Origin of the sequence: Janthinobacterium sp. 344 (assembly GCF_900112025.1) — a bacterium.
GTDB lineage: Bacteria > Pseudomonadota > Gammaproteobacteria > Burkholderiales > Burkholderiaceae_D > Janthinobacterium.
In genome coordinates, this window is record NZ_FOKL01000005.1 from 459,901 (window position 1) to 474,407 (window position 14,507).

The following is a 14,507-nucleotide window of genomic DNA, read 5'->3' on the forward strand; positions in this document are numbered from 1 at the left end:
ACTCTGCCATGACCTCAAGCACCATCCCCCGCAGCACCATCGCGCCCCGCACCTTCGGCACGCCCCTGTCTTCCACCGCCGTCAAGGTCATGCTGCTGGGCTCGGGCGAACTGGGCAAGGAAGTCATCATTGCGCTGCAGCGCCTGGGCGTGGAAGTGATCGCCGTCGACCGCTATCCGAACGCGCCGGGCCACCCGGTGGCGCACCGCTCGCACGTGATCGACATGAACGACGGCGTGGCGCTGGCCGCCCTGATCGCGCTGGAAAAGCCGGACCTGATCGTGCCGGAAATCGAAGCCATCGCCACCGACACGCTGGCCGCGCTGGAAGCGGCGGGGCAGATCACCTGCATCCCGAACGCGCGCGCGGCCGTGCTGACGATGAACCGCGAAGGCATCCGCACCCTGGCGGCCGAAACCCTGGGCGTGGCGACCTCGCCCTACCGCTTCGCCAGCAGCCTGCAGGAGCTGCAGCTGGCGTGCCAGGAAATCGGTTTTCCGTGCGTGGTGAAACCCGTCATGTCGTCGTCGGGCAAGGGCCAGTCCAAACTGGATGGCGCCGCCGACGTGGAAACGGCATGGGCCTACGCGGCCAGCGGCGGCAGGGTCGACACGGGGCGCGTCATCGTCGAGGGTTTCATCGACTTCGATTACGAAATCACCCTGCTGACGGTGCGCGCCGTGGGCGCCTCGGGACAGATTGAAACGCAGTTCTGCGAGCCGATCGGCCATGTGCAGGTGCAGGGCGATTACGTGGAATCGTGGCAGCCGGCGCGCATGGCGCCGCTGGCGCTGGAGCGCGCGCGCGACATCGCCCGCAAGGTGACGGACAACCTGGGCGGCCTGGGCCTGTTTGGCGTGGAGCTGTTCGTCAAGGAGGACATGGTGTGGTTCTCGGAAGTGAGCCCCCGTCCGCACGATACGGGCATGGTGACCATGGCCAGCCAGGTGCAGAGCGAATTCGAACTGCACGCGAAAGCCATCCTCGGCTTGCCCGTCAACGTGGCGCTGCGCTCGCCCGCCGCCTCGGCCGTCATCTATGGCCAGCTGGAAGCGAAAGGCATCGCCTTCGAAGGCGTGGCGGACGCCTTGAGCGTGCCGGGCGCGGACCTGCGCCTGTTCGGCAAGCCGGAATCGTTCGCCCGCCGGCGCATGGGCGTGGCGCTGGCCACGGCAGACGATATCGACACGGCCCGCCAGCGCGCCGTGCTGGCCGCGTCGAAAGTGCGGCCGGTGGCGCGCTGATGGCCGTGGTGGCGGCTGCCAGCCTGCCGCAGGCCGACGCCGGCGGCGACGACATCAAGCGCAAGCTGCGCGGCCACATCGCGCGGCGCAACCTGGCCGGAGCCGCCAACGACTGCAAGTGGAACGAGCTGCTGGCCTGCATGCGCGGGCGCGCCGACTGGGTGCCGTCCTACCGCTACGGTTCCGTCTCCGGCTACGTCTCGCGCTGGGACACGGAATGGGACTATCACCCGCCATTCCCGTTCATGGGCGTGGAGTGGTTCGACATCAGCCTGACCTCGGAAGAACACGTGGCCATGCTGCTGCCGAAAAAAATCATCGACCACGGCGTGTGGATCGTGCCGGAGCTGGAACGCATCGGCTTCGATTTCGAGGTGCGCGACAGGGTGGCGCGCATCTGGGGCTATCTGCCCCGTTCCTATCATGACTTTCCGCCTGCTGATTGACACCGGACCAACCCTGCTGCGCGTCGGTACAGGCGGCCCGCGATGCTCACCGTACCAGAGTACGGTGGCGCTTCTTGGCCACCTCTTTCGTCCGCTCGCTACGGTTTTGTCAGGTGTCGTAAATAATAGATGAATAACATGCCTGAAAACGATATTCCCCACGTACCGCAACCGGATGACGCCGTCGTCGGCAAGGAAGCGGGCGCGCAGATGCTGGCCGCGGCCTGCGCCGCGCGCGACGCCTTTTATGCCACCCTGGGCACGGTCGATGCCGACGTGCTGGCGCCGCTGCTCAACCCGGCCTTCATGGGCGGCCCGCGCTGGCCGTCGCTGCGCCAGGCCTGGCGCGTGATCCGCCGGCCAGATTCCATCCTCATCGCCAGCGATGGCTTGAGCGATCCGTTCGAGGATGACGACGACGTGTTCGTGCCGCGCGGCCACCTGCTGGAAGTGTGCATCGAGGCGCCGCTGTCCGCCTTCGACGGCGATGCCGTGCAGGCATCGTGGCTGTTCGACGTGATCTATCAGGTCAGCCAGAACGTGGCCGACCATGGCTCCATCGATTTGCTGGTGCAGCGCCATGGCAGCGTCTCGATGCTGCTGGACGTGCAGGATGCGCCGGCAGGCCTCGAAAACGGGAACGAACAGGTGGGCGTGCTGCTGGCCCAGGGCGCGGCCACGATTCCCCCATCCTTCGACACGCCGTATGGCCCGGTGCTGCTGCTGACGGCGACCGTGCTGCAGCCGGCCGAAATGGCGCACATCGGCGCGGCCGCCGACAAGGCGCAGTCGCGGCGTGACCTGGCCGCCGCGCTGGCCGCCTCGCCGCTGGGCCATCTGAGCGTGGCCCGGCGGCCGGCCCTCATTCCCCGCTAGGCTGTTCGACCGGCGGCGCGGCCGGTTCTGCCGGTGCTTCCTTTGCTTCCATGACGGCGGGCGGCGGCTCTTTCCACTTGCCTGCCGCCTTCAGCTTGTTCTTCAGTCCCGGCAGGGGAAAACCCAGCGCATAGGCTTTTTGCGCATGCGCGCTGGCTTTCTCGTATTCCTTCTTTTTGACGTACATCAGGCCCAGGTTGTACTGGATGGTGGCCTGTTCGGGCGCCAGGCGGCTGGCCGCGTCCAGCTGCTCCAGCGCCGTGGCATCCTGGCCCGTGGCCAGCAGGTAGCTGCCATACACCATGCGCGCCGTCACGTCGTGCGGCGCGAAGCCGATGGCGCGCTCGAAAAAGCAGGTGATCGAGTAGCGCGCCCCCGGCGGCTGGGCGCTTTTCAGCCGCAATCCCAGCTTGGCCATCGAGGCCAGCGCCCGGTGGTGGTTGGGGAAGTGCTCCAGTGTATAGCTGATGTCGGCCCCCAGGCTGCCCGTCATGCCTTGCGTGAGGGTTTCGACGGCGCGCGAAAAGTGGAATTTCTCGACGATGGTCAAGCCGTCGCGGTCTTCCGCGCTCGTGTAGTCGCCGCCCGGCGTGCGCTTCGTGTAGGGCGGGCAGTCTGTCGCCGCCATGGCGTTGCCGCCGCCGGCGGCCAGGGCGCAGGCAAATATCCAGTATTTCATGCTGTTCTCCGGTGACTGACCTGGTCCAGCAAGTCGGCCAGGGCGTTGCTGCGGGCTTGCCGCGATTGCAGGGCGATGGCTGCGGGGCTGGCCAGCGGCGCGCGGCCCTGGCGCGCCAGTTCCAGGAAGCGCAGCAGCGCGCGCGCGCAGTCGGCGCTGGACGCCAGCTGGCCGATGGTGTCGATGCCGCAGTGGCGCAGCTTGGCGGCGCTGTCGCCGGCCAGGTCCGTCAGCGCCAGAATGGGCCGCCGGCAGCGCAGGTATTCATACAGCTTGGCGGGAATCTGTCCGTTGCAGTTGGCCGCCTGCAGCAGCAGCAAGCCGTCGGCGGCCTGCATTTCATGCAGCGCCGCGCCATGCGGCTGCAAGGGCGCCAAGGTCACGAGGTCGAGGATGGCGTATTTCACCAGAAGGCTGGCCAGCCACGCATCGTGTCCCGTGGCGCGCAGCACCAGCTGGAAATTACGCGCATGCAGCACGCCGTCGTGGCGCAGGCGCGCCAAAGCCTGGAACAGGGGCTGCGGATCGCGTTCGGACGGGTAGATCACGCCGCTGTGCAGCAGCAAAAAACGGCTGCGGTGGCCCGCGCGCGCAGGGCCGTCCCGGTAGCCGTCTTCATCGTAGCCGTTCTCGATCAGGTGGAAACGCTCGCGCGCCACCTGCGCCAGGCGCCGCCGGTGCGCCTCCATGGCGCCCGGCGTGGTGCAGACGATGGCCGCGCTGCGCGCCGCGATGCGCTGCTCGATCCACGCATGCACGCGGTGCAGACGCGGTTCGGGCGGATACGGCGCCAGCGCATCGCTGTCGTCCAGCATCGGGTCGCGCTGGTCGGCGATCCACGGCAGGCCGCTGAGCTTTTGCAAGGTCATGCCGATCAGGTGCGCGGTGGCGATCGGATACGTGGACCAGATGGCATCGGGGCGGTATGCGCGGATCATGCGCAGGCCCGCCGGCACGGCGCTCAGCCACCAGGAACTCCAGCGGTCGGGCAGCGCCAGGCAGCGCGGATAGCGCCCGCCGATGGCCAGGTGGCGCGCCGCGTCCAGGGCCAGGCTGCGGCGCACGGTGGTCTGCGCGCCGACCTGCGCCAGCTGGGAATCGCACCGCTGCGCATAGGCGCCGGGGCCGGGACTGAGCACCAGCGGCTGCCAGCCGCAATCGGGCAGGTGGCGCACGAAACCCAGGGTGCGCAGGATGCCGCTGCCGCCCGCCAGCGGCGGGAAATGGTAGGCGATCATCAGCACCCGTTTGGGCCTGGCCGCTACCATGACAGCAGCCAGCGCACGCACAGCCGCTCCACCTCGGCGCGCCAGGCGGCGCTGGAGAACGTGTGGTTGGCCCCATCGACCTGCGCCTGCGTCCATTGCGAACGGGCGGTGACGGCGCGCCAGGCCGCATCGCTGGCCAGCAGGGTGGTCCATTCATGCGCGCCCAGGTCGTCGCCGCTGAGGATCAGCAAGACCTTGCCCTGGAATTGCGTCAGCGCCCGCAGCAGCGCCGGCGCGGGCGCATCGCGTTGCGGCGCGGCCGCATCGAGCGTGGCCGCCGCCACCTGGCGCAGCGACAGCAGGCTGGCGCCCAGGCGCACGCCGCCGCTCGCCAGCTTGCGCCAGAACGCGCCCTGCAGCAGGCGCGGCAAATAGTAATGGCGCAGGGTGGCGCGCGCCAGGCCGGCCTCGCTGCGCACCCAGGGATTGAGCAGCACCAGCGCCTTGACGCGCGCGTCGCGCGGCGCATGGCAGGCGGCGGCCGTGGCGCCGTCGCACAAGCCCCACAGCACCACTTCGCGCAGGGACGGCACGGCGTCGAAGAACTGCGCCAGCGCGCCGGCGATGTCGGGGCCGGCGGCGCGGTAGTCGCGCGGGCGGCCCTCGCTGTCGCCCATGCCGCGCACGTCGAAGCGCAGCACGGGCAAGCCTTGCGCGGCCAGCGCGGCGGCCAGCAGGACGAACTGGCGGTGGCTGCCCACGCGGTACTGCGGCCCGCCCGTGACGATCAGCACCCCGCGCGGTCCGGGCGCCGCGGGCAGGCTGAGGATGCCGACCATGCGCGCCCCGGCCTCGCCATCTTCCTGCGCCAGGGCGGGCGCGCCGCGAAAGCGCAGGGCCAGCTGGCGCACGGCTTGCGCCGCGATCTGCTCGCGCTTCATGGCGCCGGCCTTTCTTGCCGCAGCCAGTCATGGCACAGCTGGCGCGTCGCTTCCAGCAGTTGCGGGCACGCGAGCAATTCGCCGCTGTGCCAGAACGGGCCGTCGCCGAAGCTGGCCAGGTGCACGGCGGCGCCGTGGTCTCGCCATTGGCGCGCCAGCGGCGGCAGCGGCGGCGCGCCGGCCTGGCCGGGCGCGCGGTAATCGAGCCAGTAGACCGGCACCGGTGGCATCAGCCCGGATGCGCTGACGCCGTCGATGGCGTGCGCCAGCGCGGGCGCCAGCAGGTAGCCGGCCACTTCGACTGGCCGTCCCGCCGCCAGGGCGGCGCGCGCATGGCCGGGCGCTTCGTGCGCGCCGCCCGCCAGCATGCTCGTGGCCAGGCGCAGGCGCAGGAAGCGGTCGATGCAGCGCCGGCCATCGAGTTCCGGTTGCCACAGCAGCAGCCGTGCCAGGGGCAGCGGCGCGCGGCTGGCGAAATCGAGCGCCAGCAGGGCGCCCAGGCGCAAGCCCCACACGCTCAGGGGACCGTCGACGCGCTGCGCCAGCCAGGCGCAGGCCAGGTGCACGTCGTTGTGCCAGATGGCCCAGCGTGCCTCGCCGAAGTCGCCGCTGCTGTCGCCGCAGCCGAACAGGTCGATCTGCAGCACGCTGTAACCGAAGGCGGCAAAGGCGCGCGCCTGCGCGGCGGCCACGTGGCGGCTCTTGTTCAATTCCTCGGCGAACGGGTGCAGGTAGACGATGCCGCCGCGCGAAGCCTGGCCCGGCGGCGGCAGGTGCAGCAAACAATAGCGCTGGCCGCCGCTGGCCGGCAGGAAGAACGGCAGCAGGGGCAGCGGGCCGGTGGCGGTGCTGTTCATCGGCGCAGCTTCGCGTGGACGAAATCGTGCAGGCTGCCCACGGTGGCGAAATGGCGCGCGTGGATGTCGTCATCGGCCACCTCGATGCCGAAGTGCTCTTCCAGCGCGGAGATGACGCCGATCACGGCCATCGAATCGAGCTCCGGCACGCTGCCCAGCAGCGGCGTGTGCGCTTCCAGCGCGCGTCCGTTCAAGCCCAGGGTGGTATCGAGGATGCGCTTTACTGCTTCAAGATGCGGCATGTCAGCTCCAGGGAAGGGTAGTGCGGCAGGGACGAGGTATCGAAGGCCAGGCAGGGGACATCGTCCGGCCGGCGCGACAGGTGCACATACGGCGGCAGGCTGGCGGCCATCCATTGCCAGCGGCCGCAGCGCAAAAACGTGGCGGTGCCCAGCGCGTGCGTGCCCAGGCGGGCATGGGCGGCCAGCGAGGCGCGGTTGAAGCGCGAGATGCGGCTGCACGTCCAGCGCACGCCCTGCGCGTGCAGCACCGCGTTGGCTTCTTCCCACAGGCGGGCGAAGACCAGGCCGCCGCGCTGTGGCGGCGCCACCCAAACGTCCAGGTCCCAGGAGGACTGGCTTGACGCCAGCGCGTAGCGGGCGCGCACCTCGTCTTCCTGGCAGCCGTGGCGCAGCAGCCACAGCCAGCCGGCCATGCCTGGCGCCTGCGCGCTGCGCGCCACCAGGCATTGCGCCCCCTGGCGGTAGCGTTCGCGCAGCACGCCGGGCCGGCGCTCGGGGCCGGGCGGCAAATCCGCTTCCGCCAGGCAGGGCGTGACGGCGATGCCCTGGCCGCGGCCATGGCACAGCGAGCCGGGCGCCACGGCCTGGGCCACGAACTGGTAGCGGTACAGCGCGCAGCGCCGGCCCGGCACCTGCTCTAGCAGGCGCGCCACGGCCAGCCACGCGCAGTCGCGCCAGCCCAGCTCGTGGAGGCTGGCGGCGAGCCGCTGCAGCAAGGGGCGATGCGTGGACGGGGCCATGGCGGGAACGGATGGGACGGCTATGCAGCCAACGCTGTCCATTAGAGCGCAGCGGCCAGCGCCGGTCTTGCGCCGCCTCAAGCTGTGTTACTGCAACTGTTACTTGATAAAAATCAAGACCGCTGTGTCCGTTTATCTGAATCATGGGGGATGCATGGCAATCATGGCAACCCGGGGACCGATGATGGCGACACTGATACACGAGGTAATACTTGATACGGCGCAACGCACGCCCGACGCGCCCGCCCTGTCGTGGCAGGGCGAGGCGCACAGCTACGGCGCGCTGGCGCAAAGCGTGCGCGACTGCGCGGGCGCCTTGCTGACCCTGGGCTTGCAGCGCGGCGCGCGCGTGGCCGTGTACCTGGAAAAGCGCCCGGAAAACGTCAGCGCCATGTTTGGCGCGGCCGCCGCCGGTGGCGTCTTTGTGCCCGTCAACCCGCTGCTCAAGCCGGAACAGGTGGCCTACATCCTGGCCGACTGCAATGTGCATGTCCTCGTCACCTCGCGCGAGCGCCTGGCGCAGCTGGGCCCGGCGCTGGCCGCCTGCCCGGACTTGCAGACGGTGCTGCTGACGGGCGAGGCCGCGCCGGAGGGCAGCCTGGGCGCCGTGCGCCTGCTGTCCTGGCGCGCCGCGCTCGATGGCGCCGGCCTGGGCGCGCCGCTGCCGCACCGGGTGATCGACACGGACATGGCGGCCATCCTGTACACCTCGGGCAGCACGGGGCGGCCGAAAGGCGTGGTCTTGTCGCACCGGAACATGCTGGCGGGCGCGGCCAGCGTGGCCGGCTACCTGGGCAACACGCCCGAGGACCGCATCCTGTGCGTCCTGCCGCTCAGCTTTGATTACGGCCTGAGCCAGCTGACGACGGCTTTCCTCAGCGGCGCCTGCGCCGTGCTGATGAATTACCTGCTGTTGCGCGACATCGTCGAGGCCGTGGAGCAGGAAGCCATCACGGGACTGGCCGCCGTGCCGCCCCTGTGGGTGCAGCTATCCCAGTTGAGCTGGCCCTTGTCGACGCCCTTGCGCTACATCACCAATTCCGGCGGCGTGATGCAGCGCAGCACGCTGGACAAGCTGCGCCTGGCCTTGCCGCGCGCACAGGTGTTCCTCATGTATGGCTTGACGGAAGCGTTCCGCTCCACGTATCTGGCGCCGGAACAGCTGGAGCGGCGTCCCGATTCCATCGGCCTGGCCATCCCGAACGCGGAAGTGCTGGTGCTGCGCCCGGACGGCAGCGTCTGCGCGCCCGACGAGCCGGGCGAACTGGTGCACCGTGGCGCGCTGGTGGCGCTCGGCTACTGGAACGACGCGGCGCGCACGGCCGAGCGCTTCAAGCCCTTGCCGCCGCAGACCAGCGGCCTGGTGCTGCCGGAACTGGCCGTCTGGTCGGGCGACACGGTGCGCCGCGACGTGGATGGCTACCTGTATTTTGTCGGCCGCAGCGACGACATGATCAAGACCTCGGGCTACCGGGTCAGCCCGGCCGAGGTCGAGGAAGTCGTGTATGCCAGCGGCCTGGTGGGCGAGGCGGTGGCGCTGGGCGTGCCGCACGCCGTGCTGGGCCAGGCCATCGCCTTGCTGGTCACGCCGCTGCCTGGCGTGGAACTGCTGCGCGATCATGTCCTGCTTGCCTGCCGCGCCCGCTTGCCTGCCTATATGGTGCCGCTGTGGATCGATATCCGCGAGGAGGCCCTGCCGCGCAATCCCAACGGCAAGATCGACCGTCCGCTGCTGGCGCGGGAACTGGCGCGCGCGTATGCGGTCCAATCCGGAGGTGCGGCATGAACGGCCCAGGTTTGACGGCTGCGAGCCTGCACGACGCCGGCTTGCCCTTGCACGCGGCTATGCGCCAGTTTGCCGTGGCCGATGACATGCTGGAAGTGGGCGGACTGTCCCTGCAGCGGCTGGCGCAGCGCGTGGGCAGCACGCCGTTTTATGCGTATGAACGTGGCCACATCGTGCGCCGCGTGGCGCAGTTGCGCGCCGCGTTGCCTGATGGCGTGCACGTGCATTACGCCATGAAGGCCAATCCCATGCCGGCCGTGGTGCAGCTGCTGGCCGGCGTGGTCGATGGCATCGACGTGGCCTCGGGCGGCGAACTGGCCACGGCGCTCGATACGCCCATGCCGGCCGAGCGCATCAGTTTTGCGGGGCCGGGCAAGAGCGCGGGGGAGCTGGCGCGCGCCGTGGCGGCGGGTGTCTTGATCAATCTGGAATCGCGGACCCAGCTGGAAAAGACGGCGCTGGCCAGCGAACGGCTGGGCGTGGCGGCCAGGGTGGCCGTGCGCGTGAATCCCGATTTTGCCTTGCGGCGGGCCGGCATGCGCATGGGCGGCGGCGCGCAGCCGTTTGGCGTCGATGCGGCGCAGGTGCCGGCCTTGCTGGCGCGTATCGGCGAGCTGGGCCTGGATTTTCACGGCTTTCACCTGTTTGCGGGCGCGCAAAACCTGTCCGCCACGGCCCTGGTGGAAGCGCAGGCGCACAGCGTGCAGCTGGCCCTGCAGCTGGCCGACAGCGCGCCCGGTCCCTTGCGCACCTTGAATATCGGCGGCGGCTTCGGCGTGCCATATTTTCCCGGCGACCTGGCGCTGGACCTGGCGCCCGTGGCCGAAGGCTTGCAGCGGCAACTCGAGCAACTGGCCGTGGCGGCGCCCGGCGCGCGGCTGAACCTGGAACTGGGCCGCTATCTGGTGGCCGAGGCCGGCATTTATGTGTGCCAGGTCATCGAACGCAAGCTGTCGCATGGGCAAGTGTTTCTCGTCACGGATGGGGGATTGCACCATCACCTGGCCGCCTCGGGCAATTTTGGCCAGCTGATCCGCAAGAATTACCCGGTCGCCATCGGCAACCGCCTGCGCGGCGGCGCGCGCGAAGTGGCGTCCGTCGTCGGGCCCCTGTGCACGCCGCTCGATTTGCTGGCCGACCAGATGGAGCTGGCGCGCGCCGAGGAGGGCGACCTGGTGGTGGTGTTCCAGTCGGGCGCCTACGGCTTGACGGCCAGCCCGACGGCGTTTCTCGGCCATCCGCTGCCGGCCGAGGTGCTCGTATGAGCGGCCTGTGCGGTTGGCTGGCGGCGGCGGGCCATCGCGCGCCCGCGCACTTCGCGCCGGACGGGGCCTCGCTGGCGCCGCTGGCCACCGGTGCGCCCGCGACGGACGATGCGCGGCCCGCTGTCGCTCCCCCCGCTGTCGCCGACGCCGCAGCCGGCGCCAGGGGCGCAGGCGGATCGGCCGCCAGCCCCGAGATCGCCCTGGCGCGCATGGCCGCGCCCCTGTCGCGCTTTGACAGCGCGCCGCTGGCCGCCTGCCTGAGCGAGGTGGGCGGCGTGGCCGTGGCCGCCATCGATGGCAGCCGCCACGTCTTCCAGCAAGATGGCTTGCAGGTGGCCATCTGGGGCCGGCCCGAACTCGATGGCTCGGCCAACGACGTGGCGCGGCGCCTGGCCTCGTTGTGGCTGAGCCGTGGCGTGGCGGCCTGCGCCTGCCTGTCGGGGCCGTTCGCGCTGGCGATACTCGATGCCTTCGCCGACTCGGCCCTGCTGGCCGTGGACCGCGCCGGCAGCCTGCCGCTCAGCTATGCCAGCAACGCCCAGGGCCTGTTCTTCGCCTCGTCGCATGACGCCTTGCTGGCGCATCCGTCCGTGCGCGGCGCGCTCGATCCGCAAGCCTTGTATCACTACCTGTACTTCCACATGGTGCCAGGCCCGGCCACGGCGTACCTGGGCCAGCAGCGCCTGCTGCCCGGCGAATACCTGCACGTGCGCGGCGGCAAGCAATGCAAAGGCAGCTACTGGCAGCTGGCGTTCCAGGAAAAGCCCCACGCGCGCAGGGCCGCCAGTTTCGCCAGCAAGCAGCGGGAATTCCTGGGCCTGTTGCGCCAGTGCGTGGAAAGCAGCCTGGGCAGCGACGCATCCGGCACGGGCGCGTTTCTCAGCGGTGGCACGGACAGTTCCACCCTGGCCGCCATCCTGGGCCAGGTGACGGGCCGCCCGGCGCGCACGTATTCCATCGGCTTTGACGTGCCCGGCTATGACGAGCTGGCGTATGCGCGCCTGGCCGCCCGCCACGCGGGCAGCATCCACCACGAGCGCTATGTGACACCAGACGACGTGCTGGCCGCCATTCCCGCCATGGCGGCCATGTTCGACCAGCCGTTCGGCAACGCCTCGGCCATTCCCGCCTTTTACTGCGCGCAGATGGCGCGCGCGCACGGCGTGGTGCGCCTGCTGGGCGGCGATGGCGGCGATGAACTGTTTGGCGGCAATGCGCGCTATGCGCACCAGGCCTTGCTGTCGCGCTATGAGCTGCTGCCGGCCATGCTGCGCCAGGCCATCATCGAGCCGCTGCTGTTCCGCCGGCAAACGGGCAAGCCGTGGCGCCTGGCAGACAAGGCGCGCCGCTACATCGAGCAAGCCAGCCTGCCGTTGCCGGCACGCCTGGACCATTACAACCTGCTGCTGCGCCATGGCCATCGCACGGTGCTGGAAGCGGGCTTCATCGAGTCCATCGATCCGGGCATGGCGCCCGGCTGCGTGAATGGCGCGTACTGGCAGCGCCAGGGACAGGGCTTGAGCCAGATCAATGAACTGCTGGCGCTCGACATGCGCTTTACGCTGGCCGACAACGATCTGGTGAAAGTGCGCAAGGCGTGCGAACTGGCGGGCGTGGAGGCGGCGTTTCCGTTCCTGCACGATGCGATGGTGGAGTTTGCCACCCGCCTGGCGCCGCGCGACAAGCTCGACGGCATGCGGCTGCGGCCCTTCTTCAAGCGGGCGCTGGCGGACGTGCTGCCGCCGGCCATCCTGCGCAAGAAAAAACATGGCTTCGGCTTGCCGTTCGGCCAGTGGCTGCATACGCACGTGCCGCTGCGCGAGTTCGCCTTTGACAACCTGACGCAGCTGCGCGGTCGCGGCATCGTGCGGCCCGCCTTCATCGATGATTTAAAAGGCCGCCTGCTGGCGGAACACCCGGCCTATCACGGCACCATGGTGTGGCTGCTGCTGATGCTGGAACAGTGGCTCAGCCAGCATCCGGCCGCGCTGGGGGCGGTCGCAAACGGTTTTGCCGCATGCGCCACAGAAACGCCAGGCGTCCTCGATCCCACGGCGTGAAGCGCGGCAGCTGCAGCAGGTCCGCCGCCGCGCCGGGACGCGCCACGCCCCAGTCCGTGGCGACGGCCGCCGTAAAACCCAGGCTGCGCACGATGTCCACGTGCGGCGCGCCATAGTCGACGCCCATCTTGCCGTTCGGATAGGCAAACAGCGCGACGGGCGCCTGGAGCGCGTCTTCCAGATGGCGCTTGCCGTTGGCGATGTCCAGCCGCGCGGCCCGCTCCGACAGGGTGGCCAGGATCGGGTGGCTGACGGTATGCGCGCCGATGCCCATGCCGGCCGCGTGCAGCTGGCGCAGTTGCGCCGTGCTGAGCATGGCGGAGGGACGCGGCCTGGCGCCCGCCTGGCGGCGGATATGCATGGCCAGCTGCTGGCGCTGGGCGAACGGCAGGTATTTGAGCTGGCCCAGCAGGGTGGCGATGGCGGCCTGGCGCCGCGCCAGGGTATCGACGTGCAGGCGCCCCAGGCCGACGGCCTGCAAGTCAAGCACGGGGCCGGACGCATGGCGCACGCCTTCGATGACGCTGTCGTTCCACATTTGCCCGCCATCGAGATACCCCGTGGCAATGAAGAAGGTGGCGTGCAGGGCGTGCTGTTGCAGCAGCGGCAAGGCCACTTGCGCATTGTCCGCATAGCCATCGTCAAAGGTGATGCACACGGCGCGCGGCGGCAGGCTGCCATCGCGCAGGCGCTGCACGGCGTGCGCCAGGGGCAGCGGCGTGTAGAAGCGCTTGAGCAGGCGCAGCTGGCGCTGGAACAGCACGGCGTCTACTTCGCCGGGAAACAGCGGGTCGGGCCGCGCCAGCACGCGGTGGTAGATCAGGATCGACAGGCTGGCCTGGCCGATCTGGCTGACCTTGCTCATGGCTGCTCCGCGATGGCGGTCTTGGCTCCGGCCTTGGCGGGACGGCGCTGCGGCGCGCGCTCCCGCAATTGCTGCTCGACCACGATGCGCGTGGCGATCAGGGCCGCCATCAGGTAATACGGCATGTCGAAATACAGCAGGCTGAGGAAGGCGCCGCCCACGGCAAAGCCGATCAGGCTGGCCTGGCTCATGGTGGCCAGGCCATGCGCCCAGCGCAGCTCGGCGTTGCCGCGCGTCAGGCGGATGATGACGGCCGCCGTATGCCAGGTGGCGATGCCCAGCGCCAGGTAGATAAGAAGGCCGACGAAGCCGTGTTCGCCCAGCGCCTGGAAATAAATGCTGTGCGCCGCGTGCACATCCAGGGGGTTGGGCGCGTAGCGGGCGAAGATCGTGGCGTCGGAAACGTCGAAGCCGCCGCCCAGGAAGCGGTCGCGCGCCAGGTTGTACGCCATGCGCCAGGCGTTCAGGCGCCCCATGGCGGAGACATCGTCCTGGTAGGTGTTGATGGTATCCATGCGCTCGGCCCAGCGTTCTGGCATGAAGGCCAGCAGCAGGGGCGAGATGGCGGCCAGCAATGCGCCCAGCACCATCTTGCGCTCGCTTTTCAGCCACATGAACAGGCCCATGGCGGCGATCGCCAGCAAGCCGCCGCGCGAATACGAGCCCAGCGCGGCCAGGGCCGACAGCAGCATCGCCGCCGACAAGCCATGGCGCAGCCAGCGCTGACGGGTTTGCTGCTGCAGGTAATACATGAGGGGAATGGTGATGATGAGGGCCAGGGCCAGCGAGTTATTGTCGCCAATGAAGGTCTCCTCCGGTCCCCAGACCCGTTCCGTGCCGCCGCTGCGGATGGTGAAGATCCCCCCCTTGATGCCGTAATAGCCGATCGAGCCCACCAGCACCCACACGAGGCGCACGATGTCGCGCCGCGTGCGTATCACCATCATCACCACAAAACTCATCAGCATGATCTTCATGACCTTGTTCCACTGCACCCACGACGGCTCGGGCAGCAAGGCGAACGGCGCCGTGACATTCATCCAGGCGACGAACAGCAATAGCAGCACGCTGACGGGCGTCAGCGGCAGGCGCTTCGGTTCGCGCGACATCAGGACGCTGAGCATGGTGGCGATGGCGATGATGAAGGCGAACGGCATGTGCGTGGCGAAGCCCCAGCCTTGCGTGTGGGGATTCATGACGCTGACCCAGACCCACATCAGGCCGCCAATGGCCGGCTCTTTCAAGATGAAAGGCAGGGAGCCGAAGATGAGGATGGTGATCAGTATGTCGCGCATGAA

General features: G+C 69.4%; 14 protein-coding genes. 6 read left to right on the plus strand and 8 right to left on the minus strand.

The genetic code is table 11. From position 1 onward, the window contains the following. Positions 1-8 precede the first annotated feature (8 nt). The 3 genes from purT to BM193_RS16380 all read left to right on the plus strand — a co-directional run bounded on the left by purT (position 9) and on the right by BM193_RS16380 (position 2,566). On the plus strand, positions 9-1,244 hold the full coding sequence (gene purT, locus BM193_RS16370; RefSeq protein WP_092797520.1) for a formate-dependent phosphoribosylglycinamide formyltransferase: 1,236 nt from the start codon (positions 9-11) through the stop codon (positions 1,242-1,244). Continuing rightward, the gene (locus tag BM193_RS16375; protein ID WP_092797521.1) at positions 1,244-1,690 is read left to right on the plus strand and encodes a DUF6678 family protein; all 447 of its coding nucleotides are present in this window, start codon (positions 1,244-1,246) and stop codon (positions 1,688-1,690) included. Before purT ends, BM193_RS16375 begins: the two co-directional genes overlap by 1 nt. Before the next feature lie 129 nt (positions 1,691-1,819). After that, positions 1,820-2,566 (plus strand): hypothetical protein, encoded by a 747-nt coding sequence (locus BM193_RS16380; protein ID WP_217649398.1) that lies wholly within the window; start codon positions 1,820-1,822, stop codon positions 2,564-2,566. Here BM193_RS16380 and BM193_RS16385 read toward each other — a convergent pair. Genes BM193_RS16385 through BM193_RS16410 form a run of 6 tightly spaced genes read right to left on the minus strand, consistent with a single transcriptional unit; the run spans position 2,553 to position 7,233 of the window. Next, positions 2,553-3,245 carry an ABC transporter permease gene (locus BM193_RS16385; protein WP_175533314.1) on the minus strand — a complete coding sequence of 231 codons (693 nt, stop codon included), beginning with the start codon at positions 3,243-3,245 and terminating at the stop codon, positions 2,553-2,555. The genes BM193_RS16380 and BM193_RS16385 overlap by 14 nt on opposite strands. Further along, positions 3,242-4,513: a glycosyltransferase gene (locus tag BM193_RS16390; RefSeq protein WP_254786273.1), complete on the minus strand. Its 1,272-nt coding sequence runs from the start codon at positions 4,511-4,513 to the stop codon at positions 3,242-3,244. The genes BM193_RS16385 and BM193_RS16390 overlap by 4 nt, the downstream gene beginning before the upstream one ends. Beyond that, complete coding sequence (locus BM193_RS16395; protein ID WP_092797523.1) at positions 4,507-5,394, minus strand: hydrolase 1, exosortase A system-associated; 888 nt, start codon at positions 5,392-5,394, stop codon at positions 4,507-4,509. Before BM193_RS16395 ends, BM193_RS16390 begins: the two co-directional genes overlap by 7 nt. Continuing rightward, on the minus strand, positions 5,391-6,251 hold the full coding sequence (locus BM193_RS16400; protein ID WP_092797524.1) for a hydrolase 2, exosortase A system-associated: 861 nt from the start codon (positions 6,249-6,251) through the stop codon (positions 5,391-5,393). The genes BM193_RS16395 and BM193_RS16400 overlap by 4 nt, the downstream gene beginning before the upstream one ends. After that, positions 6,248-6,493, minus strand: a complete 246-nt coding sequence (locus BM193_RS16405; RefSeq protein ID WP_092797525.1) for an acyl carrier protein — start codon at positions 6,491-6,493, stop codon at positions 6,248-6,250. Before BM193_RS16405 ends, BM193_RS16400 begins: the two co-directional genes overlap by 4 nt. Further along, positions 6,472-7,233 carry a GNAT family N-acetyltransferase gene (locus BM193_RS16410; protein ID WP_092797526.1) on the minus strand — a complete coding sequence of 254 codons (762 nt, stop codon included), beginning with the start codon at positions 7,231-7,233 and terminating at the stop codon, positions 6,472-6,474. Before BM193_RS16410 ends, BM193_RS16405 begins: the two co-directional genes overlap by 22 nt. A 184-nt stretch (positions 7,234-7,417) precedes the next feature. On the opposite strand from BM193_RS16410, the gene BM193_RS16415 reads away from it, so the two are divergent. The 3 genes from BM193_RS16415 to BM193_RS16425 are packed head-to-tail and all read left to right on the plus strand — an operon-like array spanning position 7,418 to position 12,344. Then, the gene (locus BM193_RS16415; protein ID WP_092798033.1) at positions 7,418-9,019 is read left to right on the plus strand and encodes an acyl-CoA ligase (AMP-forming), exosortase A system-associated; all 1,602 of its coding nucleotides are present in this window, start codon (positions 7,418-7,420) and stop codon (positions 9,017-9,019) included. Next, positions 9,016-10,284, plus strand: a complete 1,269-nt coding sequence (locus BM193_RS16420) for a pyridoxal-dependent decarboxylase, exosortase A system-associated (protein ID WP_217638447.1) — start codon at positions 9,016-9,018, stop codon at positions 10,282-10,284. The genes BM193_RS16415 and BM193_RS16420 overlap by 4 nt, the downstream gene beginning before the upstream one ends. Then, positions 10,281-12,344: an asparagine synthetase B family protein gene (locus BM193_RS16425; RefSeq protein ID WP_254786009.1), complete on the plus strand. Its 2,064-nt coding sequence runs from the start codon at positions 10,281-10,283 to the stop codon at positions 12,342-12,344. The genes BM193_RS16420 and BM193_RS16425 overlap by 4 nt, the downstream gene beginning before the upstream one ends. On the opposite strand, the gene BM193_RS16430 is transcribed toward BM193_RS16425, so the two are convergent. Both BM193_RS16430 and BM193_RS16435 read right to left on the minus strand, forming a co-directional pair. After that, a complete protein-coding gene (locus tag BM193_RS16430) occupies positions 12,253-13,209 on the minus strand; it encodes a polysaccharide deacetylase family protein (RefSeq protein WP_092797527.1) in 957 nt (318 codons plus the stop codon). The genes BM193_RS16425 and BM193_RS16430 overlap by 92 nt on opposite strands. Next, on the minus strand, positions 13,206-14,504 hold the full coding sequence (locus BM193_RS16435) for a putative O-glycosylation ligase, exosortase A system-associated (RefSeq protein WP_092798035.1): 1,299 nt from the start codon (positions 14,502-14,504) through the stop codon (positions 13,206-13,208). The genes BM193_RS16430 and BM193_RS16435 overlap by 4 nt, the downstream gene beginning before the upstream one ends. Between the last annotated feature and the right edge of the window lie 3 nt (positions 14,505-14,507).